Origin of the sequence: Streptomyces sp. SP17BM10, assembly GCF_036322405.1 — a bacterium.
Taxonomy (GTDB): Bacteria; Actinomycetota; Actinomycetes; order Streptomycetales; family Streptomycetaceae; genus Kitasatospora.
Window position 1 is genome coordinate 120302 of record NZ_JAQYXB010000637.1, and the last position, 26694, is coordinate 146995.

A 26694-nucleotide genomic window follows, 5' to 3' on the forward strand; every position below is an offset into this window, starting at 1 on the left:
CTAGTACGCCCCCTGCCCCTGGAGCACCGCCCGCAGCGTCTTCCACAAGATCACCGTGTCCAGGGCGAGCGACCAGTCCTCCACGTACCGCAGGTCCAGCCGCACCGCCTCCTCCCACGGCAGGTCGCTGCGCCCGCTGATCTGCCACAGGCCGGTGAGACCGGGCTTGACGAGCAGTCGCCGCCGGATGTCCGGTCCGTACGCGGCGGACTCCTCCGGCAGCGGGGGCCGGGGGCCGACGAGCGACATCGACCCGGTGAGCACGTTGAGCAGCTGCGGCAGCTCGTCGAGCGAGTACCGGCGCAGCACGCCGCCCACCCGGGTCACCCGGGGGTCCCGGCGGAGCTTGAAGAGCAGTCCGGCGCCCTCGTTGCGGTCGGCCAGCGCGGACCGGGCCCGGTCCGCCCCGACCACCATGGTGCGGAACTTGAGCAGGGTGAACTCGCGGCCGTCCTTGCCGACCCGGTGCTGCCGGTAGAACGCCCCGCCCCGGCTGTCCGCCAGCACCAGCAGCCCGACGACCAGCATCAGCGGCGCGAACAGGACCAGCAGGACGGCGGCGCCCAGCCGGTCGACGACCTCCTTGACGGCCCGCCGGCCCCCGGTGAAGGTCGGCATGCTGACGCGGAGCATCGGGATCCCGAGCACCGCGTCGACGTGCAGCCGCGGTCCCGCCACCTCCATCAGCACGGGCGCCACGACCATCTCGGCGTCGCTGCCCTCGAGCTTCCACGCCAGCCGCTGGAGCCGGTCCGGCGTCCAGTACGGGTCCGGGGTGACGGCGACGACCCGGTAGCCGTCGCGCCGGACGTGGTTGGCGACGTCCGTCAGCCGGCCGACGACCGGCACGCCGTCCAGCCGGTCACCGCCCGGACCGAGGGCGTACGGCGTGCAGACCGCCTCCACCCGCCAGCCGAGGTGCGGGAACCTGCGGGTCCGGGCGATCAGGTCGCACATGGTGGCCGGGCTCCCGGCGGCCAGCACCGGGCGCAGGCAACGTCCTTCCTTCCGCTGCTTGTGCAGCCACAGGCGCAGCAGGTACCGCTCGGTCATGGTGACGACGGTGATCGCCGGGATCGCGACGAAGATCCAGAGCTTGATGTTGGTCGAGCCGAGAGCGATCCCGCCGAGAGACAGGACGACGGCCGCGGCGCACAGCGCGCGTCCCAGCCGGCGGAACTCCTCGGCGCCTTGGCCCAGCAGGGCCGGCGCCCACGACCGGGTCGTCGCCAGCGCCCCGAGCACCAGGAGCTCGGTGCCGAAGGCGAGGATCCCCCACTTCTCGTGCCAGTTGGCCGCGTCCCTGACCCCGAAGAAGCCGCCGATCGCCGCCACCACGAAGGAGGTGGCCACGGTGTCGCCGATCATCACGGTACGGCGGTACTGCTGCTCCCAGTCGCCCTCGGGCCGCCCGATGCTCCCGTTCAGCCGGCGCACCGGCGCCGCCGGGAACGGGCGGACTGACTCTCCCTCCCCCTGCTCGACGGTCCCTTCCAGGTCACCAGTGGGTTCGACGTGCTCGCTCCACACGATTCCTCCCCCCGGGAGGCTCGCACCCCCCGCACCTGATTCCTCCCCTCGGGAGGCCCCGCCTCCCGTGCCGCGCTGTTCCTACCGCCGGGAGGTCCCGCTCCCGGGCATGGCGAATTCGGCTGTGGCAGCGCTACGCGAACTTCCCCCAAAGCACCGACGGACCCTGACGTCCTGCCGGATTCCCGAACCGGACGGGATTCCGTCGGCGGCCGCTCTCCACACTCGGAGCCCGATTCCGGGCGCCGGGAATTCACCGCCCCCACGGCTGCCGCCGGGGATGCGACTACCGGCCGTGCGCAGCGCCGGACCCGAAGATCATCGATCGTCGCCTCGCGTTGAACCGTGCGAAGTGCACATCAATGTAGAGCATCGCGACCGCCCGAAGTGGGGGATGTGTGAAACACATGCACGAGAGCTGAATCCTGATCTACCGAAGGGTGGCACCCGGAGGACGCCGCGGGGACGGTGCCGCACGCGGTGACCTGTGACGATGACCGTCCACCGGCCCCTCGGCCACGATGATCCGGAGGCCTTCCGACGTGACCACGGACAGCGCGTTCAGGACATGGAGCCGCGGTCTTGTACTGACGGATGGCCAGGCCGCACCATGGATCGGGCCGGTCGAAGCGGCGTTCGACGACGACGCGGGGCCGGCGCACGGGCCGATCGAATCCGGACACCCGGCCGCCGCCGGCACCCGGGGGTTCCTCGGCCTTGTCGCCGTGCGCGCACAACGACCTTTCGACGCACCGGAGTTCGCCGATTCCCCGGCACTGGCCGGAATCACCGTCCGCCCCACCGGCCTCCGGGCGCCGGGGCCGCCCCACTCGCGCGACTCCGCGTTCAAGAAATCAACCGAACCAGGCTTAAGGACCGTTTACGGTTCCAGATGTTGACGTGTCCAGACCCGAGCGAGAGGGTGGCCGTCAGGCGGCGCGCTCTGTCCCAGCCGTCGCCCCTCCCCCCACCCCCCGGAGTCCACGTGATCACTCGCCGGACCGTCCTCGGCGCCTCCGTCGCGGCCCTGGCCACGCCCGCGCTCCTCGCCCTGCCGCAGAGCGCCGACGGGACCACCACCCCGCAGCGGCTCGCCGTCGACCTCGTCAACACCGTGCCGTCCCAGCCGGTTTACGCCTACGTCCTCGGCCTCGACCCCGCCCAGGGCAACAGCTGGGCCTTCCTGCGCTCCGACGGCAGCACGCTCTACCACCCGCCGTCCCCCGGCGCCCCGGGCGCGCCGCTCGGCGCCGACTGCGCCATCGCACTGGCCGCACCCGGCACCACCCCGCGGCGGATCAGCCTGCCGTACCTCTCCAGCGGACGGATCTACTTCTCCGTCGGCCGCACGCTCACCTTCCTGATCAACCCGGGCCCCGGCATCGCGCTGCCCTCGGTGAGCAACCCCACCGACCCCAACATCGCTACGGCGTACGGGTTCTGCGAGTTCACCTACGGGCCGGACCAGCTGTACGCCAACATCAGCTACGTCGACTTCGCCGCCGTCCCGATCGCGTTCGACCTGAGCGCCGCCGACGGCGGGCGGCAGGGCGTCGCCGGGCTGCCCGCCGGCGGCCTGGAGTCCGTCGCGGACGCGCTGCGCGCGCAGGCCGCGGCCGACGGAGGCGACTGGGCCCGCCTGATCGTCCCGGACTCCACCGGCCGGACCCTGCGAGTCCTCAGCCCCAACACCGCGATCAGCGCCGACCCGTCCCTGTTCGACGGCTACCTGGACGGCTACCTCGCCGCCGCGTGGCAGAAGTACCAGAGCACCGACCTGGTGATCGACACCCAGTCCGGCTGGGGCACCGTCACCGGCCGGGTGCGCGACGGCGTGCTCACGTTCCCCGGCGCCGGCGGCTTCAGCAGGCCCTCCACGGCCGCCGTCTTCAACTGCAGCTCGGCGCCGTTCACCACCGGCAACGACCTCATGGGCAACCTGAGCGCCCGGCTCGCCGCCGCGCTCAACCGCACCACCCTGCTGGACGATCCGCGCCAGCCGGACGGCGAGGACCCGGCCGCCTTCTACACCGCCGCGCGCACCAACCACTACGCCCGCGTCCTGCACGCGACCAACCCCGACCACCTCGGCTACGCGTTCCCCTACGACGACGTCCACCCGGCCGGCGTGGACTTCGAGGGCAAGGTGCAGTCGGCGAACCCGACCCTGCTGACCGTCACCGTCGGTGGCGCCCGGACCGCGCCCGGCCCCGGGCCGTCACCCCGACCCGGCGGCGGGACGAGCGCGTTCGGCACCATCCGGGCCGAGTCCTTCAGCGCGCAGTCCGGCACCGCGCTGGAGGCCTGCGCGGACACCGGCGGCGGCCGCGACGTGGGCTGGATCTCCAACGGCGACTGGCTCGCCTACGCGGGCGTGGACTTCGGCGGCTCCGGCGCGACCCGCTTCCAGGCCCGGGTCGCCTCCGGCGCCGCACCCGGGGTCAGCGGGCTGGTCCAGGTGCGGCTGGACAGCCCGAGCGCAGCGCCCGTCGGCAGCTTCGCGGTCGCCGGCACCGGCGGCTGGCAGAGCTGGCGGACGGTACCCGCCGACATCACCAGGACCACCGGCACGCACACCGTCTACCTGACCTTCGCCAGCGGCCAGGGCGCGGACTTCGTCAACCTCAACTGGTTCACGTTCGGGCAGTGAGCCCTGAGGGCGGCGGTCCCGCTCGGGGACCGCCGCCCTCGCTCCGACCGCGCCCCACACGCCGCGACGGAAGCCCGGGGCCGACACCGTTGACACCGCCACGACCGGCTCCTAGCGTTGCGCCGTCGATTACCCGCGAGTAGGGACCGTTGATGACCGAGCCCCGCCCGTACGACCTCGTCCTGTTCGGTGCCACCGGCTTCACCGGCGGACTCACCGCCGAGTACCTGGCCCGCACCGCGCCCGAGGGCTGCCGCTGGGCGCTCGCCGGGCGGGACGAGGGCAGGCTCGCCGCCGTCCGGGCGGGGCTGGCGCGGATCGACCCGCGCTGCGCCGACCTCCCCCTGCTGATCGCCGACGCCGCCGACCGCGCGGCGCTGCGCGACGTGGCCGCCTCCGCCCGGGTGGTGATCTCCACGGTCGGCCCGTACCTGCGGCACGGCGAACCCCTGGTGGCGGCCTGCGCGGACAGCGGCACCGACTACGTGGACCTCACCGGCGAGCCCGAGTTCGTCGACCGGATGTACCTCCGGCACCACGAACGGGCCGTGGCCACCGGCGCGCGGCTGGTGCACGCCTGTGGCTTCGACTCGGTGCCGCACGACCTCGGGGTGCTGTTCACCGTCGAGGAACTGCTGCGCCGCGGCGGCCCGCTCGGCCGGCTCTCCGTGGAGGGCTTCGTCCGCGCGAGTGGCACCGTCTCCGGCGGCACCTTCGCCTCGGCGATGACGGCCTTCTCCCGGCCGCGCGCCATGGCCCGGGCCGCCCGCGCGCGCCGCGCCGCCGAGCCCCGGCCGAAGGGACGGCTGGTCCGCACCCCGGCCGGCCGGCCCCACCGGTCACGGGCCGCCCGGGCCTGGGCCGTACCGATGCCCACGATCGACCCCCGGGTGGTGTCCCGCTCGGCCGCCGCGCTGGACGAGTACGGCCCGGACTTCGCCTACGCCCACTACGCCGCGGTACGACGCCTCCCGATCGCCCTCGCCGGTGTCGCCACGGTGGCGGCGATCGCGGTCGCCGCCCAACTCCCGGCGCTGCGCCGGGCCCTGGGCCGACTGCGCAAGCCCGGCGACGGCCCGGGCGAGGAGCAGCGGGCGCGCTCCTGGTTCGCCGTCCGCTTCGCGGCCCGGGCGCAGGGCGGGCGGACGCTCCTCACCGAGGTGTCCGGCGGCGACCCCGGCTACCAGGAGACGGCGAAGATGCTGGCCGAGTCGGCGCTGTGCCTCGCGTACGACGATCTTCCCCCGGTGGCGGGCCAGTCGACCACGGCGGTGGCGATGGGCCGACCGCTGATCGACCGGCTGATCGCGGCGGGCGTCTCCTTCCGCGTGCTGGACACCCCGCCGACGACGGCCCCCGGCCGGTAGGGCGCGCCCCGCAGGTCGTCTGGCGGAGAGTCACCGCCGAAGACGCGGCGACGATCAGCCGATCTCCTCCAGTCGGCCGACGGCCGTGCCCGTCGCCGTGGCCCGCGCGTACGCGGCGGCTCGGATCTGGGACGGACCGCAGGCCCACACCATGATCCGGCCGCCGGTCCGCGCCACCGGGCGGTCCCAGAGCGCGCGCACCAACCGGGGCCGGCGGATGCCGAGTTCGGCCCTGGCCCAGCCGGGGAGCAGGGCGATCGCGGCGTTCGTCAACGCCCGGACGGCGGCGCGTTCGCGCCGGCTGCGGCCGAAGCCGCGCAGCAGCCGCACCACCTCCAGGGCGGGCGGCGTGGCCCGGAGCTCGGGCCTGATCCGGGCCAGGTAGGCCGCCACCTCGGCGCGCGACCCGGGTACCGCGGTGGCGCCGAGCCGTTCGGCCACGCGTGCGGCCTCGGCGTAGTAGCGGTCGCACTCGGCGCCGGTCAGCGGGGTGGCGGAAAAGATCTGGTAGCCCGTCAGGAAGCAGAGCACCTCGGCGGTGTGCACCCAGGTGAGCAGGTCCGGATCGTCGGCCCGGTAGGCCCGGCCGTCCGGGGCGGTACCGCGGATCCGCGGGTGGATCCGCCGGACCCCCGCTATCGCCGCCTCGGCGGCCGCCGTCGACCCGAGCGTGGTCGTGGCCACGAAGCGCGCCGTCCGGTTGAGCCGCCCGGTCGGATCGACCCGGAAGTCGGAGTGCGCGTCGACGGCGGCCATCGCCACCGGATGCAGCGACTGCAGCAGCAACGCCGCGAACCCGCCCGCCACCATCCCGGCCGGATGCCCGTGCACCCGCCACACGACACTGTCCGGCCCGTACAACCCGGGATCCCCGGCCGGCCGGTCGTACCGCTCCAGGTGGAGGTCCCGCCCGTGCACGGTGGCGTTGATCTCCGCCAACAGCCGCATCCGCAACCGGTCGAGCGGCCCACGCCGCGATTCGGCCCCCATGAACGCCCACCCTTCCCCCGCTCCGGGCCACCACACTACCGAGAGGCCCGGCGGGTGCTCGGTGTCACCCGTCAGGCCGCCCACAAGAAGCACGCCGAGCGGCTCGTCGCCGCCGGGGTCGAGCCGGGGAGGCGCAACGAAACCGCCCCGTGCGCGGCCGCGGTCGGCGCGGGGCGGTTCCGAGGTGCGGGCGGAGGGGAACCGGCGTTGGCTTGAGGTGTGAGGGTGGCCGTCACGGGTGGCCGTCACGGGTGCGAGGGAGTAGTGCCATGGCTGTAGTGATGTCGATGCGATGGGCCGGAACCACCCCGGAGCAGTACGACGCGGTGCGTGACGCGGTCCGCTGGGAGGAACTCGCGCCGGCGGGCGCCCACCTGCACGTGGCCTGGTTCGACGGGCACGGCCTGAACGTGACCGACGTGTGGGAGTCGCGGGAGGCCTTCGAGGCGTTCTTCGCCGAGCGGCTCGCGCCCGCGATCGAGAAGGCCGGGATCGCCGGGGAGCCCTCGGTCGAGTACCACCCGCTGCACCGGCGCTTCATCTCACCCGGCGTCAGCGGAGCCGCGTAGGCGGGGCCGGGCCGACGGCGGCGTGGACGGCCTCCGGGAGCTCCGGGGCGATCATCCCGTGCCGATCCGGCGGCCGGTCACCTCGCCCGGCCGGACCCGCACCCACAGCGGGCGGGCGCCGCCGGCCCACGGGGTGGTGCCGGGCAGGGCGGCGAGACGCCGTTCCTCGTCCGGGTCGGCGATGCGGCGCGCATGGCCGTGGATGAGGACGCTCCAGCCGTGGCCGCGACGGTCGTCGATGTGGTCCACCTGGAACGAGACCGGGGCACCCTCGGGCGGGGCGGCGGCGCCTCTGGGGGAGGTGCGGTAGACGATCGTCCTGGCGTCCACCGCGTAGTTGACCGGGAGCACGTCCGGCGACGGCCCGCCGGAGAGGCCGATCCGTCCGACGCCGTGGGTCCCGAGGAGTTCCCAGCACTCGGGTTCGGTGAGGTGGAGCAGCAGCGGGCGCGTCCCGGGTGCCGTCCGTCCGGGCGGATCGTCGGGGCGGTGGCCCGAGGCCAGCTCCGGCCAGGTCGTCCCGAGCGCAGTGGCGATCCGGACGAACGCGTCCGGATCGAACTCCGGTCCCGCCTGCATCAGGAGCCGCAGGTAGGACGGCGCCATGGCGGCGCGGTGGCACAACGTGTGCTCGCTCAGGCCGAGTTGGTGGCGGCGCTCGACGATGCGGCGGGCGATGTCGTCGGCGTCGGGGTGGGCGGCCATGGCTGCTGCTCCTCGGTGGTGGCGGCTGAGGTCAGGTCCGCACGAGCGCGACCTTGAGGGCGCCGGTGTCGGCCGCGTCGGCGAAGACGTCGTAGGCCTCCTGCATCTCGTGGAGGCCGAAGCGGCGGGTGACGAGACCGGCGACGTCCAGCCGGCCTGCGGCCAGCAGGTCGAGCAGCATCGGGGTGCTGTGCGTGTCGACGAGACCGGTGGTGATGGTGACGTCGCGGATCCAGAGGTCCTCCAGGTGGAGCGTGGCCGCCTTGCCGTGCACGCCGACGTTGGCCACCCGGCCGCCGGGGCGGACCAGACCGGTGCACAGTTCGAACGTCCCGGGGACACCGACCGCCTCGATCGCGACGTCGACGCCCAGACCGTCGCGGCTCAGCTTCCGGACGGCCTCCGGGGTCGCCTCGGCGGCGGTCAGCGTCGTGTCGGCGCCGAAGCGCTTCGCGGCGTCGAGGCGGCTGCGGGCGAGGTCGATCGCGATGACGCGCGCCGGGCTGTAGAGCCGGGCGGTGAGGATCGCGGCGAGTCCGATCGGGCCCGCGCCGACGATCGCGACCGTGTCGCCCGGCCCGACGTGCCCGTTGCGGATCCCCACCTCGTAAGCGGTGGGCAGGATGTCCGCGAGCAGCAGGGCGTCCTCGTCGGTGACGCCGTCGGGGAGCTTGTACAGGGAGGTGTCCGCGAAGGGCGTGCGGACGTACTCGGCCTGACAGCCGTCGATCAGGTGGCCGAGGATCCAGCCGCCTCCGCCCGTGCACTGGCCGTAGCTCGCCGCCCGGCAGTACGCGCAGCGGCCGCACGCGGAGATGCAGGAGACCAGGACGCGGTCGCCGACCGCGACGGTGCGCACGCCCGGCCCGGTCCCGGTGACGGTGCCGACGGCCTCGTGGCCGAGGACGCGGCCCTCGGCGACCTCGGGCACGTCGCCCTTGAGGATGTGCAGATCGGTGCCGCAGATGGTCACCGCGTCCACCCGGACGACGGCGTCCTCCGGGTCGCGGAGGGCGGGTTCGGGTACCTCGCCCCAGGTGCGGCGGCCCGGTCCGTGGTAGGTGAGCGCTTTCATGACGTGTCCGCTCCTCTCGGGTGGCGGAACCGGCAGTTCCGCTCTTCCAGCCTTCTGCCGATCCGTGCGGGTGCCATGGGCCTGCTGGGGCCTCGCCGAGGGCCGTTGGGCCCCTCTCGACCCTCCGGTACCGGCCGTGCGCGTCTAGGCTGGTCAGTGGCGTCGGGGAAGCCACGGAGGTTTCGTTGGGCAACGCATCGGAGACCGGCGGACCGCAGGCGGACGCCCCAGTGCCGAGGCTGCGGCTGGACGAGCTCCTGGAGGAGCTCCAGGCCCATCTGGACGCGGCCCGGGGCACGCGCGACCGCGTGCACAGCCTGCTGGAGGCCGTGCTGGCGGTCGGACGCGACCTGGAACTGTCCCAGGCGCTGAAGCACATCGTGGAGGCCGCGGTCACCCTGGTGGACGCCGAGTACGGCGCCCTGGGCGTCATCGGCGAGGACCAGCGCCTGTCGCAGTTCATCCCGGTCGGCGTCACCGACGAGCAGGCCAAGCTGATCGGTACGCTGCCGTCCGGGCACGGCATCCTCGGCGAACTGATCCGCCACCCCGAGCCGCTGCGGCTCACCCGGATCGCCGACCACCCGGCGTCCTACGGCTTCCCGGCCAACCACCCGCCGATGAACAGCTTCCTGGGCGTGCCCATCCGCATCCGGGGCAAGGTGTTCGGCAACCTCTACCTCACCGAGAAGCGCGGCGGCGGGGACTTCGACGCCGAGGACGAATCGGTGCTCGCGACCCTCGCCGTCGCGGCCGGCGTGGCGATCGACAACGCCCGCCTCTACGCCCGGGCCCGGCAGCGGGAGCACTGGCTGGAGGCGAGCGCGGAGGTCACGAGCAGCCTCCTGTCGGGCAGTGCGGAACAGGAGGTGCTCGACCTGCTGCTCACCCGGGCGGGCGAGATCGTCGGCGCGGACCTCGCCGTGGTCGCCCTGCCGCTGCCGGGCACCGGTGAGCTGGAAGTCCGGATCGCCGTCGGGCTGGGCGAGCGGGAGCACCGCGGCCTGGTCCTCCCGGTGGACGGGTCGTTCGTGGGCGCGGCCGTGCGCGTCGCAGGGCTCGTGGTGAGCCCGGACGTCCGGAAGGATCCCAGGATCACCGTCGGTCCGCCGCGCTGGGAGGGGCTTGGCCCGGCCGTCGCCGTCCCCATCGGCACCGCCGAGCACGGCATCCGCGGCGTCCTGATGCTCGCGCGGGCGGCCGGCGCGCCGCTGTTCGACGAGGGCGAGTCGGGGCCCCTGCTCGGCTTCGCCGGACAGGCGGCGGTCGCGATGGAGCTCGCCGAGCGCCGCCGCGACTCCGAGCAGGTCGCCCTCCTCCAGGAGCGCGACCGGATCGCCCGCGACCTGCACGACCTCGCCATTCAGCGCCTCTTCGCCACCGGGATGACCCTCCAGGGCGCCACCCGCTTCATCGAGCACCCCGAGGCCACCGACCGGGTCCTGCGGGCCATCGACGATCTGGACGAGACCGCCAGGACCATCCGGGCGACCATCTTCGGCCTGCGCCTGCGTGAGTCCGGTCCGGCAGCCGCCGGCCTGCGCACCCGGGTCGTCGAGGTCGTCGACCGGGCCGCCCGCGCGCTCGGCTTCACCCCGGGCCTGCGGATGAGCGGGCTGCTGGACGTCTCGGTGCCCGCCGACATCGCGGACGCGGCCGTCGCCGTCCTGGAGGAGGCCCTGTCCAACGCCGCCCGCCACGCGAACGCGGACGCCGTGGAGGCCTCGATCGACGCGGGCACCGAGCTGACGCTCACCGTGACCGACGACGGCATCGGCCTCCCCGAGGGCGGCCGCCGCAGCGGCCTGGCGAACCTCGCCGACCGCGCCGCCGCCCTGGGCGGCACCTTCACCACCCGCACGCGCCCCGAAGGCGGCACGGAACTGGTCTGGCGGGTGCCGTTGCCCGGCGCAGGATGAATCCGGCGGCCGGCTACGTGCTCGTGGACTGCCCCGCCGGCGAGGTGCGCGAGAACTTCTTCGGCGACCCCTGACCCGGGCCGGCGACGGCCACCGCCCACGGCTCCGGACCGGCCGGGCCCGCCACCGCATCACTACGGCTCCAGGACGTCCCGGGCCGCGAGCCGGGGAGTGGGCGCGCCCTCGGGGCCGTAGCCGAGGCGGATCAGCATCTGGACGTAGCCGGGGCGGTCGCGCGGGTCGCGGGTCTCCCAGCGGAGGTTGGGCCACTCCATCGCCTGGTGCAGCAGGGAGGCCCGGACGCCGTGAACGGTGGCGGTCAGGAGCAGGCGCTCCAGCGCGAGCCCGGCGCGCAGCCAGTCCGTGGGCGTGTCGTGGTCGGTGCCGAGGACGGCGATGCGCGGCTCGTGCTCGAAGAGGACGGGCGCCTGGTGTTCGGCGGCGTGGATGGCGGAGAAGTCACGCATGGGCACGTGGCCGGCCACGTCCTGCGGGCCGAGGGCCCCGACCGGGATCCCGTACGGCGGCGCGTCGCCGGTACGGATCCAGGTGCGGCTCTCCGTCCGCTGGGCCTCGTCGGTGGTGTTGCGCCGCTCCGCCTCGGCGGTGAGCCGCAACAGCCGTGCGCTCTCCTCGTGGTCGGGCAGGTGGAGCCCGGCGCCTTCGGCGTGGGCGGCGGTGACGAGCTCGTCGAGGACGACCGCCGGGACGGCTTCGTCGGTGAACGGGGCGCGGCTGGAGTGCCGGCGCCAGATCGCCCCGTACAGCCGCTCGCTGCCCGGGGCGGGCGCGCTCGCCGCGGTGTCGAGCTCGACGGACGCGAACAGGTCCGGCTCGGCCGGGTCGGGCAGCAGGCGGACCTCGGGCGCCCAGCCGAGGTGCCGGGCGGCGACGCGCAGATTGAGGACGGCGGCGCCGACCGAGATGTGCATCGCCCGGCCCTGCGGATCGGCGGCCGGGACGGCACGGTTGCGGTCCGCCCGGACCTCCAGGGTCGAGGTGGCCGGCTCCAGCCGGAAGCGCCAGGGCTGGGTGTTGTGGATCGACGGCGCGGCGACGGCGGCGGAGACGAGCTTCTCCAGTGCGGCGGCGTCGAGGGCGAGAGTGGGCACGACCGCCTCCCGGGCGAGTTGGTGGATCACCTCCACCGTGCGGCCGGCGGGCGGCGCTGCGCTTGGGCCGTTCGGCCCGGGCACGTGGACCATCCGGGCCACGGCGCCTCAGTGCGGGCGCCGGTGGTGCTGCTCGGGGTCGGCGTGCGCGGCGAGCACGGCGGCCTGGAGACGGCGTTCGACGCCGAGCTTGGCGAGCAGGCGGGACACGTGGTTCTTGACGGTCTTCTCGGCGAGGTAGAGCTCCTGGCCGATCTGCCGGTTGGTCTTGCCCTCCCCCACCAGCGCGAGGATCTCCCGCTCGCGCTGGGTGAGCCCGGCGAGGACGGCGTCGGTCTCGTTCTCCTCGTGGTGGCGCAGGCTCTCCATGAGCTTGCGGGTGGTGGCCGGGTCGAGCATGGACTGGCCGGAGGCCACCGTGCGGACGGCGCTGACCAGGTCGGCACCCTTGACCTGCTTCAGGACGTAGCCGGCCGCCCCGGCCATGATCGCGTCCAGTAGCGCGTCGTCGTCGTCGAAGGAGGTCAGCATCAGGCAGGCCAGGTCGGGCATCCGGTCACGGAGCTCCCGGCAGACGGTCACCCCGTCGCCGTCCGGGAGCCGCACGTCGAGCACCGCCACGTCCGGGCGCAGTGCCGGGACCCGGGCGAGGGCCTGGGCGCAGGTGCCCGCCTCGCCGGCGACCTCGATGTCCGGCTCGGCCTCCAGGAGGTCGCGCACCCCCCGGCGGACGACCTCGTGGTCGTCCAGCAGGAACACCCGTACGGGCTGGGGCGTGTCCATGGCCTGCTCCCTGCGGTGCGCGCTCGGTGACACCACCGATTCTGCGCGCCCGCGCCGCCCGGCGCACCGGCTCGGTCGCACGGCACGACGGCGATCGAGCCCCGCACGCGGTGGGCGCCCTCCGGGGCGCCGCGCCCGGTCTCCGCGCTCAGGCGGGAGCGGCGAGCCGCAGCTCGACGCCGACCACGCCGGGCACGGACCGCACCAGCCGCTCCAGGACGGGTGCGGTCACGGCGTCGGACAGGTCGCCCGTCAGCGTGATCCGCCCGTTCTCGGAGCGCACGTCGGTGTCCACCGAGGCGACCGGGCCGAGGGTGGCGGTCAGTTCGAACCGGACCCGGTCGGCCAGCTCGCGGTCGTCCTCCAGGTACACCTTGAGCAGGTCGCCCCGGCTGACGATGCCGACCAGGTAGCCCTCCTCGTCGACGACCGGGAGCCGCTTGAAGTGCCCGCGGGCCATCGCCCGGGCGGCCTCGTTGAGCGGGCTGCCCGGGTGCACGGTGACCGCCGGGACGGACATCATCCGTCCGGCCGTCAGCGCGTCGGCGCGCGCGCCGTCGCGGTCCCGGGCGGTGAGCAGGTCGGCCTCGGAGACGACGCCGACCACCCGGCCGTCGCCGGTCAGCACGGGGACTGCGCTGACCCGCCAGCGTTGCAAGGTCTCGGTGACCTCGCGGAAGTCCGCGTCGCGGCCGACCGCGACGACCGCGTGGGTCATGACGTCGGCGACGGTGTTCAGCGTCCGCTTCACGATGACCTCCTCCGGCTACGAGGCCGCGCGGTAGGCGCGGGGGTGTTCCAGGTCCGGGGAGGTGTCGTCCTCGGACCAGTCGAGCGTCTGGTGGACGGCGACGACGCCGTCCACGGCGCGGCACAGCTGTTCCGTGACCGGGATCAGGCTGCGGCGCGGGAGCCGCCCCTTCAGCGTGACGATGCCGTCGTGCACGGCCACCTGGACGTCCGCCGGGGCGAGCCAGAGCGTCTGGCCGAGCACGTCGTGCGTGATCTCGTCGCGGATCGCCGCGTCGTGGCGCAGGAAGACCTGGATCAGGTCCGCGCGGCTGACGATGCCGACCAAGCGGCCGATCTCGTCGACCACGGGCAGGCGCTTGACCTTGTGCCTGTCCATGGCGCGGGCCGCCTCGGGCACCGACCAACCGGGGCGGGCGGTGACGGCGGGACTGGTCATCAGCCCGCCGGCGGTCTCCGCCTCGGCGCGGGCGCGGTCCTTCGCGTCCAGCCAGCGGCCCGGGTAGCGTCCCTCCGGGTCCGGCAGGACGGCGGCCTTGCGGATCAGGTCCGCCTCGGACACCATGCCCAGCGGCCGGTCCTGCTCGTCGACGACCGGGATCGCGGTGATGTCGTTGCGGTGGAACAGAGCCGCGATCTCCTTGAACGGCGTGTCGGGCCGAGCGGTGACGACCTCACGGGTCATCACGTCGATGACGCTGCGGTGCTGCATCGTCCTCACTCCTCCTCGGGTGGTCCCGCCTCCACTCTCGCCGCCCCGGCGGCAGCCGGACAGGGCCGGACGGTCCCTGCCACCAGGGCCGGTCGCCGGAGGTCTCGCAGGCCCTGCGCGAGCGCATCGACCGCGAACCGGGTGGACGGCCGTGGTCCTGCGCCCCGGCGAGCGGGTCCTGGTCCGGTGAGGTGCGCCGAACCTTTCAGCGGCCACCCGGGGCGAGGACGATCACCGCGCCGACCACTGCGGTCAGCAGGACGAACACCGCGGTCAGCACGGCCTGCACCGGGAGGTGCCCGAGGGGGCGCCCCATCCGCATGCGCTCCTGACGCACGCGCCACTGGACGTAGCCCACCACGGCCGTGGTGAGTGACAGCGCGGCCAGCAGGCAGGACAGCGCCACCCGCAGCGGCTCCGGGACGCCGGTGACCAACTGAAGCACCGCCAGGGAGCTCGCCAGCAGTGCCAGGGCCGTCCGGCTCCACGCCAGGAAGGTCCGTTCGTTGGCCAGCGTCGCGCGGTAGTCGGGCTCCCGCCCCCTCTCCCACCAGGGGCCGGTCCCCCCGTCTCCGTCGAGTCCGTTCGACGACGCCTCGGCCACCGGTACCTCCGCCTTCCTCCGAGCAGCTCGTCGAGCAGCAGCCGGCCGACCGGCACCCGTCCTTCATGCACCGGCCGGCCGGCTGACCGCCCCGGCGGTGCTCAGCCGAGGATCCTGGCCTTGGCGCGCTGGTACTCCTCGTCCGTGAGCTTGCCGGTGGTGTGCAGTTCCGCGATCCTGGCCAGTTCGTCGGTGGTGGACGGGGTGGAGGGCGCGGACGGCGTGCCGGCGGCCTCGCGCACGTAGGAGCGGAACTCCGCCTCGCGCTCCTGCGCCGCCTTCAGCTCGCGCCGGCCCATGCCCGTGCCCCGGGCGATGAGGTAGACGAAGACGCCGAGGAAGGGCAGCACGAGCACGAAGACCGCCCACCCGGCCTTGGCCCAGCCGCTCAGCGAGTCGTCCCGGAACAGGTCGCCGAAGACGCGGAAGAGCAGCATGAACCACAGGATCCAGAGGAAGATCAGGCAGGTGGTCCAGAAGATGTCGAGCACGGGGTAGTCGGCCGCGAGCCTTGCGGAAATGTGCACGGACGTGTCCATGAGCGGGTCCTGTTCCTAGTGGTGGGGGGGGTTTGCGGTCAGTGGCCGGCAGCGACGCCGGAGGGCGCGGGCCGGTCGGTGTCGCCGTGCCAGGTGGGCCAGCCGAGCAGCCGGGGGCGTTCGGTGACCCAGGCGCGCGTGTCGGTGCCGGTCTCGGCGCTGATGAGGTCCTCCAGCCGGCCGTTCAGGTGGGCGACGAGTTCGTGGTGGGCCGGGTCGGCCGCGAGGTTGCGCAGCTCGTCGGGGTCCTCCACGCGGTCGTAGAGCACGACGTCGTTCTGCTCGTGGAGCGCTTCCACGGTCGTGGGGCGGTTCGGTTCGAGCGGGGAGAAGTAGCGGCCGAAGGTGTACCTCTGGTCCAGGAACCCGCGCAGGAAGCCGCGTTTGCTCCAGTCCGGGCGCAGCGACCCCGACTGGATGCGCTCGGGGGCCTGCGGGTCGGCGAACTCGGACCAGAACCCGGCGTCCGGCGTGGTGATCGACTCGACGGTGGTGAGCACGCCCTCGCGAACCGCGGCCCCCTCCAGCGCCGGCGCGAGGGAGTGGCCGTGCAGCGCGGGGAACCGGGTGGCGGTCGTCGCCCGGTCGAGTCCGGTGAAGCCCTGCGGACGCGGGATCGCGGCCCGCTCCTCGTCGGTGACGATCAGCAGGACGTTCGGACGACGGCTCATGGTCATCCCTTCGGATGCGGGAGGTGCACTTCGACGAATCTAGGTCGGGGGCCCCGGGGCGGCCGGGCGTGGACGCGGTCGGCTGGACCGACCGGGTGGGACGAGCCTCCGGACGGCGGCCTCACCCCCCGGGGGGACCGGTGAGGTCGAGCCTGCGCCGCCGGCGCAGCACCGGCGAGCCGCTGCCCTCCCTCAGGCCCGGGTCGCGCTCGGCGGCACGCTCGTACCAGCGGCCGTAGCGGTCCGAGAGCACCACCGCGGACACCCCGTGCAGGAGCACGCTGAGGCCGACGGTGACCGCGACCGCCCGGCCGATCAGTTCCACCCCCGGAACGTGCTGCTCCACGATCAGCAGCCCGAGCACGATCGAGGCGAGGCCACGCGGCCCGAACCACCCGATGTAGGCCACGGTGGGCGGCCTCAGCCCGCTGCCGGCGAGGGAGAGCGCCACCGGGACCATCCGGACCACGGTGAGGCTGAGCACGGCGTAGACGACGAGGCGCCAGCCGAGGTGCTCCAAGGTCGGCCCGAGGATCACGGCGCCGAAGACCAGCAGGCTGAGCAAGGCCAGCAGGCTCCCCAGGTACTCCGCGAGGTCGGCGATCTGGTCGTCCTCCGGTACCGGCGCCACGGCGTCACCGCGCTCGGCTGCCGCGAAGGCGAACCCCGCCACCCAGGCCGCGATGAAGCCGCTGCCCTCGGTGGCCACCGCAAGACCGTAGGACGCCGCGGCGACCGCGAGGACGTGGAGCCGGCGCCACTCCCCCGTGATCCAGCCCCGTCCGCTCGACCATCGCAGCAGTCGGCCGGCGCCCCCGCCCACCACCAGCCCCAGGGCGGTGCTGAGCAGCAGGGCCCGCCAGAACGTCCCCGCCTCGCCCTCCTCGGCGTACGACGTGCCGGGGATGGCCGCCAGGAACAGGACGAAGAAGGGCAGCACCATGCCGTCGTTCAGGCCGCTCTCCACGTTCAGCCCCTGGCGCACGAGGACCGGCACCCGCGGGTTGGCGATCGCACTGCTGCCGAGCGCCGCGTCGGTCGGCGCGAGGACGGCGCCCACCAGCGCGAGCTCCCAGACGGTGAGTCCGGGCAGCAGCGGCCAGGCCAGCAGCCAGCCCAGCGCGATGCTGAGCACCAGGCCGAACCCGAGCAGCCGACCCGGCAGGGCGCCTCCGGTGCGGAGTTCGCGGGGACGGACGGCCATGGCGTCGGTGAAGAGCACCAGCATCAGTGCGGCTTCCAGGAGCGTCAGGAGCGGCCCGCCCTCGGTGTCCAGGCTGATCAGGTCCAGGCAGAGGGGACCGAGCAGGACGCCGGCCGTGGTGAACACGATGGCGCCGGACACCGGGGTGCTCGCCAGACGTCGCGAGGCGAGCGCGTACGCGCCGGTGACACCGGCCACCGCCACCCCGGCCCAGGCGGCGTCACTCACCGGCCCCCGCCTCGCCGTCCGCGGACCCGGCCCGCTCGGCACCGGGAGGGTCCCCGGCCGTTCCGGCACGCCCGGAAGCGGCGAACAGCGCGAGGACGGCCAGCACCGCGAGGAGCACCAGGACGAGCAACAGAACCGTGAGCACGGTCGGGTGGTCCCAGAGGGCAAACACCAGGGCCACGACCAGCAGCGCCGCGAGCACGAGCCCTCGGCGGTGGGCCTCGGTCCAGGTTCCGGCCCGCCCGGTGCGCACGCCGTGGGAGCCGCCCCAGCGGGCCGCGGAGTCCGCCGCGGCGTCCGCGCGGCCGCGGACGGCACGGGGGAAGCGTCCCGCCCCGGACAGGTACGCGCCGAGCGCCACCACCACGCCGAGGACGATCGCGGTGCGCAGGCTGACCCGCAGGAAGTGGAGCAGCCTGTCGAAGATCGCCGCGGCCGCGGCCGGGGACTGCACGGCCGGGGGCAGGTGGTCGAGGTAGTAGTGCCGGACGATCACCAGGGCGACGGCCACCACCAGGCAGCCGCCGGCCGCGCCGAGCGCGGTGGTCACCAGGGCCCGGCGCTTGCGCCGGGCCAGCAGGACGCCGATCGCGCCGAGCAGCACGGTGAGGACGGGCATCCAGTTGCCGACCACGTCGAGCGCGTGCGCGGCGTCCTGGATCTTGGCCAGCTTGTCGGACTGGAAGAGCACCAGTTGCTTGTTCACGTCCGGGATCTTCGCGGCCGGGGACACCCCGGCGGCCACGAGCTCGTCCTTCAGCCGGTCGACGGCCGTCCCGACGTCGAGGGTGACCGTGCCGTCGGTGACGCCGACCGCGCCCCGGCCGTGGCCGGTGAGGGCGTGGACCACGGCCGCGTGGGCCGAGCGGTTGGCCTGCGTCCACACCGTCGCGAAGGTGTCGCTGTGCACCGCCTTCGTCGCGGCCTTGTTGACCACCTGGTCGACGGCGTCGTCCAGTTTGGGCCCGAGTGCCTTCACCGCGGAGGCGGCTCTCGGGGGCAGGCCCTGCGACTGGAGCCAGGCGGCCAGGTCCGAGGTGACCGCGGGGCCGTCCACCTTCACGTCCACCGCTTGGGTGAGTCGGTTGACCGCGGCGTCCTGGACGGCGGGGTCGGTCGCCAGCGGAGCGACCGTGGCGACGTACCGGTCGGTGTCCAGCGCGATGTCGTGCACCCAGACGGTGAGCAGCGACAGCGGGACCAGGATGCAGGTCAGGGTGATCAACACCGCCGAGACGGTGCTCATGGCGATCCGACGGGCCCTGCCGGGGCGCGCGGCCCCGGAGGGCGATCCGCCGTTGCCCGCCGCGCCGTTCCCCCGTGCGGACGGAGGCCCTGGCCGCTCGTTCATCGGATCTCCCAGCACTCCGCGCGGCCGTGGCACCGCTGACCACCATTGCCCCGTAGGGCCCGGCCTCCGGCACCCCGGGGTGGTCCGTCCGGAGGAGGTACGGCCGTACGGCCGCACGCTCCCGGGAGACCACGACCGGGGTGCGCCCTGGGGACCGGCCCCGCCCCTGGCAGGTGAAACCCTGGGGCCGTTTCGCCGAACGGCGGGCCGCCCGACAGGCCGGACACCATCGCGCTGCCCAGTGTTGGACGGAACCCGGAGTGCCGGAGCCGACGACGGCTCCGGAGCGGCGGCCGGAGGTGCCGACGGCGATCGGAGGGTGGCGCGGTGGCGGAACAGCGGGGCCGGCCCGTGCGCGCTCGCTGGATCCGTGCCAGATCCGCCTGGTTGCGGGGGCGGACGGCCACGCTGCGCGATGCCCCGTTCCCGCGCCGGCTCGCGGCGCAGCTGATCCACGTCAACGTCCTGGACACCGCCACCCGGCTCGCGGCGCAGACGTTCCTGACCGCCGTCCCGGTGCTGTTCGTGCTGGCCGCTTTGATGCCGTCGGAGGTGCGCAGCAGCGTCTCGGACTCCCTGCGCACCGTCCTGGGGCTCCAGGGCGCCTCGCTCGACCAGGTGACCGAGGTGCTCCAGACCAGCCGGACCACCACCGCTGATGCCTTCGGCGCCGTGGGAATCGTGGTGACCCTGCTCTCGGCCACGAGTTGCAGCCGTATCCTGCAGCGTCTGTGCGAGCGAAGCTGGCACCTGCCCCATCTGGCAGGGCGTCTGGCGGCATGGCGGTGGCTCGCCTGGCTGCTGGTGTGGCTCGCCGCCCTGACCGTCCAGGGGCGGGTACGGGCCGGATTCGGGGTGGGCGACGGCCTCGGGGTGGTCCTCTACCTGATCACGGCCGCTCTTCTCTGGTGGTGGACGCAGCACCTGCTGCTCGCGGGCCGGGTCCCCTGGCTCCCCCTGCTTCCGGGGGCCGTGCTGACCAGTGCCGCACTGACGGCGCTCGCCTGGGGATCACGGCTCTACGTCCCCCGCTCGCTGAACCGCAGCGTGGCGCAGTTCGGCCCGCTCGGCATGGTCTTCACCCTGCTCAGCTGGCTCATCGTGGTGTTCACGGCCATCACGCTCGGGATCGGCGGCGGGTACGTGGTGGCGGGCCAGGGCCGACTGGCCCGGCTGCTGGGGACCCCGAGGACGGCCCCGGCGGACGAGGAATGAGGGTGCCCGTACGGCCGTGGCCGTCCGGGCACCCTCGACGGTCGTCGTCCGGGGCCGTCACGCCTCCTTCCTGGTCGTTCCGACACACAGCGCCCAGATGACGAAGGCGTCGATCGCGATCAGGACGATCGCCCAGAACGGGTAGTAGGGCAGCCACAGGAAGTTGGCGATCATTCCCAGCCCCGCGACGAGGACACCGACGACACGGGCCCAGGCAGCGCCGTTGAACAGCGCCACGCCCGCCAGGACGACGACGACGCCGAGGATCAGGTGGATCCATCCCCATCCCGTGGTGTTCATCGAGTACACGTAGTGCCGGGTGACGACTACCAGGCTGTCCTTGGCGATAGCGGCGATCCCCTGGAAGATCGCCATGATCCCGCCGGCGGTCATCATGATCGCGGCGAAGATCGTCCACCCGGTCGCAAAGGGGCGGTGTTCGGGGGCCCGGGCGGTTCGGGACGTTTCGGTGCCGCTGCTGGTCATGACACGGACTCCTTCGGTAGCGGCCGCCTGGCCCGGAACGGGCGACGGGAGGCAGGAGACGGGAGAGAAGAGAAGCCGGTGCGGAAGGACTCCGGGGAGAGGGCGGCCGCCGGGCTCCGGACCGGCACCGGCGGAGCCGTCGTCCTTCATCACGATCGCCCCGGAAGCTCGGCTCGGGGGTAGGCCTCGGAACGGAGGCCCTACGTCCACCGTAGGACCGGCCCCTTCAACGGGTCGTGGGCCGCGCGGACCGTGTCAATGGTCCGAACGGACTTCATCCGTGCGGGACTTGACCCCGCACGGGAGCACCGCCGTCACACACGGTCGTACTGCCGTCCGGCCCACGATGTCTGGGCCGAACGGCCCATGGCGCCCCCGCCGTCTTCTGTGAACGTCGGAAGGGAGGGAACGTCCCGCCGCACTCACGAAAAGGAGGCGAGACCCATGCCCGGCATCCACCACCAGGCGTCACGTCTCACCGCCACGCCCGGATCGACCGAGCTCGGACGGCTCGACTGGCTCGTCCTCGGTTCCTCGGCACTCGTCGCCGGCGCGGTCGCGCACGCGTTGTCGGGCGTCGTCGCGATCGCCAAGGACATGGTGCGGCCCGCTCCCGTGGCCGGCTCCAAGGTCAACGAGCGGGACGGCTGGATCCTCATCAGCACGATGTTCGTCATCACCGGCGCGATGGCGCACACCGTCGCTCGCGTCCTCGAGTCCACCAGGGCGGTCGTGCACCCCACCGACGGGCAGCCGCGATCATGACGCCCGCACCGCCCGGAGCATGCACCCGATCGGCCGCCTCGGGCACCCCGCTCGGCCGGTGCGCGGCGACACTGGCCAGATGGAACCGATGACCACCGACTCCGTCGCAGCGGGGCGGCAGGCCCGAAAGCGCCTGCCGCGCTCGGCCCTCGGGAGCTGGGCCCCCGCACCGGAGCGGGCCGACCCCGTCGACATCCTGGAGCAGCAGGCCGCCTCCCGCGTCCCGGAGCTGGTTCCGATCCGGTACGGCCGCATGGCAGCCTCCCGGTTCGCCTTCCTGCGCGGCGCGCCCGCCGTCCTGGCCGCGGACCTCGCCGCCTCCCCGAACACCGGGCTCACCGTCCAGCTCTGCGGGGACGCGCACCTGTGCAACTTCGGTCTCTTCGCCTCGCCCGAGCGCGCCCTGCTGTTCGACCTCAACGACTTCGACGAGACCCTGCCGGGTCCGTTCGAGTGGGACGTCAAACGCCTGGCGGCCAGCGTCGCCGTGGCCGCGCACGAGAACGACGAGCCGGACGCGTCCGCGTGGTCCGCGGCCTTGGCGTCCGCCCGGGCGTACCGGATCGCCATGCGACGGCTCGCGGGACTCGGCGAGCTCGACGTCTGGTACGAGCGGGTCGACACCGCCGACCTCCTGCCGCAGATCCGGGAGCCGAAGTACCGCAAGCGCGTCGAAGGCAACCTGGCGAAGGCCCGCGGGCGGACCAACCTGCAGGCCCTGGCCAAGCTCACCGAGCCGGGACCGGACGGAGAGCCGCGCATCGTCCACGACCCGCCGCTGCTCGAACCGGTGGACCCGCAGGACGTGCCCCGTCTCCAGCAGGTCCTGAAGGACTACCGCGCCACCCTCCCCGACGAGCGGGCCGCGCTCCTGGACCGCTTCGAGCTGGTCGACGCCGCCCGCAAGGTGGTCGGCGTGGGCAGCGTGGGCACGCGCTGCTACATCGGCCTCTTCCGGGGGCGTCTCACCGGCGAGCCGCTCTTCCTCCAGGTCAAGGAGGCGGAACGCTCGGTGCTGGAGCCGCACCTCCCGCCCAGCCTCCACCGGCACCAGGGGCGGCGGGTGGTCGACGGACAACGCAGGCTCCAGGCCGCCAGTGACATCTTCCTGGGCTGGGCCACCGGCCCGGCGGGCCGCGACTTCTACTGGCGGCAACTGCGGGACATGAAGGGATCCGCCGTGATCGAGGGCATGCCCCGGTCCCTCCTGGAGCAGTACGCCGACCTGTGCGGCCGCACCCTCGCACGCGGCCACGCCCGCACCGGTGACCGCGTCGCCGTCGCCGCCTACCTGGGTGGCGGCGACGCCTTCGAACGGGCCGTCGCCGACTTCGCGCTCGCATACGCCGAGCAGACCCGCTCCGACCACGCCGCACTCACCGCCGCGATCGCCGACGGCCGGATCACCGCACGGGCCGGGGTGTGAACGGGCCGCGCCACGCCGAGTCTGCCGAGCAGCCTCCCGAAGGCGCGGCCGTCCGATGGAAGCCGCTGTACATCCTCGGCCTCGCGCAGTTCCTCATGGTGCTGGACGCGTCGATCAGCCAACTGGTCAGCGACTTCGTCCCGGCCGGGCCCCGTGAGGCCGCGATGTCGTCGACCACGCGACCCGAACGGACCGGACGACAGCCGGGACCCGCCGTAGCGATCCCGCGCCACACTCAACAACCCTCCCTTTCAAAGGAGTCGCCATGAGTACTTCTCCCGCCGACGAAATCGACGAACTCGGTCCGATCGACTACCTGATCGTCGAGTTCCCCGGTACCCGACTGACCGGTGAGGGCATGCCCCTGCTCCTCGACCTGGTCGACCGGGGCATCATCCGGATCCTGGACCTCACCTTCGTCAAGAAGGAGTCGGACGGCTCCTTCACCGCTCTGGAGGTCGCCGATCTGGACGGCGACGGACAGCTCGACCTCACGGTGTTCGAAGGGGCCTCGTCAGGGCTGCTGGGCGACGACGACATCAGCGAGGCGGCGAAGGCCCTGGAGCCCGGGAGTTCGGCCGCCGTCCTCGTCTACGAGAACCTGTGGGCCGCTCCCCTGGCAGCCGCACTGCGCCGCGCCGGCGCCCAGTTCGTCGCCGGCGGCCGGATCCCGGTCCAGTCGGTGCTGGCAGCGCTGGAAGCCGTCGAGGTCACCGACGGCTCGCCCTGACCGCACGCATCCCGCCCATCCCGCACCAAGGAATGAAGAAGGAGGATCCCATGCCCGGACTGCTTCGAGGAGTGGCCCGCACCGCCGTGGTCGCCGGAACGGCGACGGCCGTGTCCAACCGCGTGTCGCGGCGACAAGCCGGCCGGTGGGCCCAGCAGGACGCCCCGGCCGCACCGGCCGCACCGGCCGCCGCCAACCAGGCGCCACCGCCGGCCGCGGCCCCCAGCAGCACCGACGACACGATCGACCAGCTCCAGAAGCTCGCCGCCCTCAAGGAGCAGGGAGTGCTGACCGAAGCCGAGTTCGCCGCCCAGAAGGCGAGGATCCTCGGCGTCTGACCGGCCGCGGCGGAGCCGACGGCCGGAGCGGCGAGCACCGGCCGATCGCACCGACCGACGCCCCACAGCCCCGGCCGCGCTTCCGCGGCCGGGGCTCGTGCGTGGGCCGGCCGTGAGCGACGGGCCACGCTCCCGCCGCCGGACCGGTGTCGGGGCAGGTCGCGGCCGATGAAGCGTCAAGGACGCTGTGCTTCATGGCACTTCACTCCCCCTCGGCCGCCGCAAGTCGCCGCAGCCGCCGCAGGTAGGGGTCGAAGGAGGGCCGGGGTTCGAGGCGGACCCGGGCGTCGACGCAGACCGCGCCGTCGAAGCGGACGATCACGGGGTTGAGGTCCGCCTCGACGAGCTCGGGGAGGTCGTCGGCGAGCCGGGACAGCCGGGCGAGGACGGACCGGACGGCGGCGAGGTCCACGGGGGCGGGCCCGCCGTTTCCCAACAGCAGGGGTGCGCTGCGGAGTTCGGCCGGCATGGTGATGAGGTCGTGTTCGCTCAGCGGAGTGAGCCGGGCCACCCGGTCGGCCAGGACGTCGGTGGCGGTACCGCCCAGCCCGAGGACGACGAGCGGGCCGAACACCCGGTCCTGCACAACGCCGGCCAGCAGCTCCAGGCCGGGATCGGCCATCGGCTGGACCACCGCGCCGGCCAGGTCCGCACCGAAGCGCCGGGTGAACTCGCGGTAGGCGGCGCGTACTTCGTCGTCCGTCGCGAGACCGGTACGGACCGCACCCGCCGCGCTCTTGTGCACCTGCCCCGGCCAGTACGCCTTCAACGCCACCGTGCCCTCGTGGCCCAGCGGGCGCAGCCCGGCGGCGGTGGCCACCGCCATGTCCTCGTCCCGTACCCAGACGGACGTGGTCAGCGGCAGCCCGTAGCCCTTCAGGAGGTCTGCCGTGGTCAGCGGGTCGAGCCAGCCGCCCCCGGGGTGGGCGGTGAGGTAGCCGTCCACCAGGCTGCGCGCGGTGCGCCGGTCGCAGCCCGGGGCGTCGACGGGCAGGGGCGGCGGTTCGGCGAGCCGACGGGCGCGTTCCCGGGTGTGGCCGAGGGCGCGGGCGGCCGCGACGGTGTCCGAGTAGACCGGCAGCAGTCCGTCGTCGGCGCAGGGCCGGCAGCGGACGGGCACCTGCTGGTCGAGGAGCACGGCGGCGATCGGGACGCGGCGCCGGGCGGGGCCCTCCAGCAGGGCGTGCACCGGGTCGCGGTCGTGGGCGGCGCCGAGCGCCGTCGGCACCAGGCACACCAGGATGGCGTCGATGGCCGGCTCGCGTTCCAACGCCCGCAGGAAGTGCGTGAGTTCGACCGGTCCCACCGCCGCCGTGGTGTCCACGGGGTTCCGGACGGAGGCGCCGACGGGGAGCAGCCCGGCCAGCCGCTGCGGGAGTTCGGGCAGGTCGAGGCCGGCTTCCGCACAGGCGTCGGCGGCCAGGATGCCGATGCCGCCCGCGTTGGAGACCACGGCGACCGCGCCGCGCGGGGCGATCAGCGGCTGGGCGTGCAACAGGGCGGCGGCCTCGACGAGTTCGTCGATGCTGTGGACCGCGGTGATGCCGGCCTGCCGGAACAGCGCCTCGCGGGTGACGGTGGGGGTGGCGGCCGCCGCGGTGTGCGAGGCGGCGCCGCGCCGCCCCGCGACGGAGCGTCCGGCGTCGACCGTGAGCACCGGGATCGTCCGGGTGACCCGGCGGGCGGTGCGGGCGAAGGCGCGCGGGTTGCCGAAGGACTCCAGGTGGAGCAGCGCGAGATCGGTGCGGTCGTCGGCCTCCCACCACTGGAGCAGGTCGTTGCCGCTGACGTCGTACTTGTCGCCGAGCGAGACGAAGCTCGACAGCCCGATGCCCAGCCAGCCCAGCCGTTCCAACAGCGCGATGCCCACGCCGCCGCTCTGCACGGCCACGCCGGCGGTCCCGGCGCGCGGGAACGCGGCGCCGAACTCGGCGTCCAGCCGGACGGCCGGATCGGCCTGGGCGAGGCCGAGGCTGTTCGGGCCGACCAGGCGCATGCTGTGCCGGCGGCAGGCGCGCATCAGCCGCCGGGCTTCCTCCCCGCCGAGCCCGGAGGCGAGCACCACCAGCGCCCGGACCCCGGCGGCGCCGCACTCCTCGGCCACGGCCGGGACGGCGGCGGCCGGGACGGCGAGCACGGCGAGGTCGGGTACCGCGGGCAGGGAGGTCACGGACGGGTAGGCGCTCTCGCCGTCGATCTCCCCGGCGTGCGGGTTGACCGCCCAGACCGTCCCGGTGAAGCCGCCCCGGCGGATCTTCCCGAGCACGGTGCGCCCGACCGATCCCTCCCGCCGGGACGCCCCGACCACCGCGACCGAGGCCGGGCGCAGCAGCGCGGCCAGGCTGGCCACGTCGGCACGGCGCCCCCGCTCGTCGACGGCCTCCCGGTAGTGCTCGTCCGACTCGTCGAGCGGCACCCGGATCCTGACCTCGCCCTGCTCGAACCGACGCTCGACGGGCAGGCCGAGATCGGCGAAGACCTGGTGGACGGCCCGGTTGCCGAACAGGGTGTCCGCCTCGAAGTACCGGACGCCGGCCGTGCGGGCGGCGTGCAGGAGGTGTTCGAGGAGCAGCGTGGCCACGCCCCGGCGGTGCCAGCGGTCGGCCACCGCGAGGGCCAGCTCCGCCGCCTCCGGCGGATCGTCCAGCAACTCGTAGTCCGCCTCGCCCACCAGTTCCTCCCCCGCCCAGGCGGCCAGGGCCAGCACCCCCGGCCGCTCCCCGCAGAGCCGGTCGGCGGCCTGCGCCGGGGCGTCGCGGCTGACGCCGAAGAACCGCATGCGGCGGCTCTCCTCCGACATCCCGTCGGTGTGCAGGTCGAGCACGGCCCGGCGGTCCTGCGGGCCGAGCGGCCGGATCGAGACCGTGGTGCCATCGGCCAGCAGGGCCTCCGCGGTGGTCCGCGGCGGGTGGACGGTGGACATGGTGTACCTCCTCGCCTCGTCCTCCAGCGTCCTCGTCCCCGCCACGCCGGGC

The 26694-nt window shown here is 74.1% G+C and carries 25 protein-coding genes; 10 read left to right on the forward strand and 15 right to left on the reverse strand.

What is annotated here, in order from left to right; translation table 11 throughout:
• Window positions 1-1368, reverse strand: a complete 1368-nt coding sequence (locus PUR71_RS27645) for a sugar transferase (protein WP_329929927.1) — start codon at window positions 1366-1368, stop codon at window positions 1-3.
• Between the two features lie 704 nt (window positions 1369-2072).
• On the opposite strand from PUR71_RS27645, the gene PUR71_RS27650 reads away from it, so the two are divergent.
• The 3 genes from PUR71_RS27650 (at window position 2073) to PUR71_RS27660 (ending at window position 5547) form a co-directional block, all read left to right on the forward strand.
• Window positions 2073-2429 carry a hypothetical protein gene (locus tag PUR71_RS27650; RefSeq protein WP_329929846.1) on the forward strand — a complete coding sequence of 119 codons (357 nt, stop codon included), beginning with the start codon at window positions 2073-2075 and terminating at the stop codon, window positions 2427-2429.
• Window positions 2430-2515: 86 nt separating this feature from the next.
• On the forward strand, window positions 2516-4180 hold the full coding sequence (locus tag PUR71_RS27655) for a beta-1,3-glucanase family protein (protein ID WP_329929847.1): 1665 nt from the start codon (window positions 2516-2518) through the stop codon (window positions 4178-4180).
• 152 nt (window positions 4181-4332) lie between these two features.
• Window positions 4333-5547: a saccharopine dehydrogenase family protein gene (locus tag PUR71_RS27660; RefSeq protein WP_329929849.1), complete on the forward strand. Its 1215-nt coding sequence runs from the start codon at window positions 4333-4335 to the stop codon at window positions 5545-5547.
• A 54-nt stretch (window positions 5548-5601) separates the two neighbouring features.
• On the opposite strand, the gene PUR71_RS27665 is transcribed toward PUR71_RS27660, so the two are convergent.
• On the reverse strand, window positions 5602-6537 hold the full coding sequence (locus PUR71_RS27665) for an oxygenase MpaB family protein (protein ID WP_329929850.1): 936 nt from the start codon (window positions 6535-6537) through the stop codon (window positions 5602-5604).
• Between the two features lie 269 nt (window positions 6538-6806).
• Between PUR71_RS27665 and PUR71_RS27670 the strand changes: the two genes are divergently transcribed.
• Window positions 6807-7106: a hypothetical protein gene (locus tag PUR71_RS27670; RefSeq protein ID WP_329929851.1), complete on the forward strand. Its 300-nt coding sequence runs from the start codon at window positions 6807-6809 to the stop codon at window positions 7104-7106.
• A 51-nt stretch (window positions 7107-7157) separates the two neighbouring features.
• Here PUR71_RS27670 and PUR71_RS27675 read toward each other — a convergent pair whose 3' ends face one another.
• On the reverse strand, window positions 7158-7811 hold the full coding sequence (locus tag PUR71_RS27675) for a pyridoxamine 5'-phosphate oxidase family protein (RefSeq protein WP_329929852.1): 654 nt from the start codon (window positions 7809-7811) through the stop codon (window positions 7158-7160).
• Window positions 7812-7842: 31 nt separating this feature from the next.
• A complete protein-coding gene (locus PUR71_RS27680; protein WP_329929853.1) occupies window positions 7843-8886 on the reverse strand; it encodes a zinc-dependent alcohol dehydrogenase family protein in 1044 nt (347 codons plus the stop codon).
• Window positions 8887-9071: 185 nt separating this feature from the next.
• Between PUR71_RS27680 and PUR71_RS27685 the strand changes: the two genes are divergently transcribed.
• Window positions 9072-10805, forward strand: a complete 1734-nt coding sequence (locus tag PUR71_RS27685; protein WP_329929854.1) for a GAF domain-containing sensor histidine kinase — start codon at window positions 9072-9074, stop codon at window positions 10803-10805.
• A gap of 134 nt (window positions 10806-10939) precedes the next feature.
• On the opposite strand, the gene PUR71_RS27690 is transcribed toward PUR71_RS27685, so the two are convergent.
• The 9 genes from PUR71_RS27690 to PUR71_RS27730 all read right to left on the reverse strand — a co-directional run bounded on the left by PUR71_RS27690 (window position 10940) and on the right by PUR71_RS27730 (window position 18654).
• Complete coding sequence (locus PUR71_RS27690) at window positions 10940-11917, reverse strand: Acg family FMN-binding oxidoreductase (protein ID WP_329929855.1); 978 nt, start codon at window positions 11915-11917, stop codon at window positions 10940-10942.
• A gap of 108 nt (window positions 11918-12025) precedes the next feature.
• Window positions 12026-12700, reverse strand: coding sequence for a response regulator transcription factor (locus PUR71_RS27695; RefSeq protein ID WP_329929856.1), 675 nt, complete (start codon window positions 12698-12700; stop codon window positions 12026-12028).
• 148 nt (window positions 12701-12848) lie between these two features.
• The gene (locus tag PUR71_RS27700) at window positions 12849-13451 is read right to left on the reverse strand and encodes a CBS domain-containing protein (protein ID WP_329929857.1); all 603 of its coding nucleotides are present in this window, start codon (window positions 13449-13451) and stop codon (window positions 12849-12851) included.
• A gap of 15 nt (window positions 13452-13466) precedes the next feature.
• Complete coding sequence (locus tag PUR71_RS27705) at window positions 13467-14162, reverse strand: CBS domain-containing protein (protein WP_329929858.1); 696 nt, start codon at window positions 14160-14162, stop codon at window positions 13467-13469.
• 205 nt (window positions 14163-14367) lie between these two features.
• Complete coding sequence (locus PUR71_RS27710) at window positions 14368-14766, reverse strand: YidH family protein (RefSeq protein ID WP_329929859.1); 399 nt, start codon at window positions 14764-14766, stop codon at window positions 14368-14370.
• 101 nt (window positions 14767-14867) lie between these two features.
• Window positions 14868-15293, reverse strand: coding sequence for an SHOCT domain-containing protein (locus tag PUR71_RS27715; RefSeq protein WP_443077594.1), 426 nt, complete (start codon window positions 15291-15293; stop codon window positions 14868-14870).
• Window positions 15294-15343: 50 nt separating this feature from the next.
• The gene (locus PUR71_RS27720) at window positions 15344-15976 is read right to left on the reverse strand and encodes a hypothetical protein (protein WP_329929861.1); all 633 of its coding nucleotides are present in this window, start codon (window positions 15974-15976) and stop codon (window positions 15344-15346) included.
• A 121-nt stretch (window positions 15977-16097) separates the two neighbouring features.
• Window positions 16098-17408 carry a cation:proton antiporter gene (locus PUR71_RS27725; protein ID WP_329929862.1) on the reverse strand — a complete coding sequence of 437 codons (1311 nt, stop codon included), beginning with the start codon at window positions 17406-17408 and terminating at the stop codon, window positions 16098-16100.
• Window positions 17401-18654 (reverse strand): hypothetical protein, encoded by a 1254-nt coding sequence (locus PUR71_RS27730; protein ID WP_329929863.1) that lies wholly within the window; start codon window positions 18652-18654, stop codon window positions 17401-17403. The genes PUR71_RS27725 and PUR71_RS27730 overlap by 8 nt, the downstream gene beginning before the upstream one ends.
• 492 nt (window positions 18655-19146) lie before the next feature.
• Here PUR71_RS27730 and PUR71_RS27735 point away from each other — a divergent pair, with 492 nt between their 5' ends.
• Window positions 19147-19974 (forward strand): YhjD/YihY/BrkB family envelope integrity protein, encoded by an 828-nt coding sequence (locus PUR71_RS27735; protein WP_329929864.1) that lies wholly within the window; start codon window positions 19147-19149, stop codon window positions 19972-19974.
• Between the two features lie 57 nt (window positions 19975-20031).
• On the opposite strand, the gene PUR71_RS27740 is transcribed toward PUR71_RS27735, so the two are convergent.
• Window positions 20032-20460, reverse strand: coding sequence for a DUF7144 family membrane protein (locus PUR71_RS27740; protein ID WP_329929865.1), 429 nt, complete (start codon window positions 20458-20460; stop codon window positions 20032-20034).
• Window positions 20461-20904: 444 nt separating this feature from the next.
• Here PUR71_RS27740 and PUR71_RS27745 point away from each other — a divergent pair, with 444 nt between their 5' ends.
• The 4 genes from PUR71_RS27745 (at window position 20905) to PUR71_RS27760 (ending at window position 23719) form a co-directional block, all read left to right on the forward strand.
• Window positions 20905-21225 carry a hypothetical protein gene (locus PUR71_RS27745; RefSeq protein WP_329929866.1) on the forward strand — a complete coding sequence of 107 codons (321 nt, stop codon included), beginning with the start codon at window positions 20905-20907 and terminating at the stop codon, window positions 21223-21225.
• 88 nt (window positions 21226-21313) lie between these two features.
• Window positions 21314-22651 carry a DUF2252 domain-containing protein gene (locus PUR71_RS27750; protein ID WP_329929928.1) on the forward strand — a complete coding sequence of 446 codons (1338 nt, stop codon included), beginning with the start codon at window positions 21314-21316 and terminating at the stop codon, window positions 22649-22651.
• Between the two features lie 265 nt (window positions 22652-22916).
• The gene (locus PUR71_RS27755) at window positions 22917-23381 is read left to right on the forward strand and encodes a DUF6325 family protein (RefSeq protein ID WP_329929867.1); all 465 of its coding nucleotides are present in this window, start codon (window positions 22917-22919) and stop codon (window positions 23379-23381) included.
• A 50-nt stretch (window positions 23382-23431) separates the two neighbouring features.
• The gene (locus PUR71_RS27760) at window positions 23432-23719 is read left to right on the forward strand and encodes an SHOCT domain-containing protein (protein ID WP_329929868.1); all 288 of its coding nucleotides are present in this window, start codon (window positions 23432-23434) and stop codon (window positions 23717-23719) included.
• Window positions 23720-23921: 202 nt separating this feature from the next.
• Here the strand turns inward: PUR71_RS27760 and PUR71_RS27765 are convergent, their stop codons facing one another.
• Complete coding sequence (locus tag PUR71_RS27765; RefSeq protein ID WP_329929869.1) at window positions 23922-26642, reverse strand: acetate--CoA ligase family protein; 2721 nt, start codon at window positions 26640-26642, stop codon at window positions 23922-23924.
• Window positions 26643-26694 lie beyond the last annotated feature (52 nt).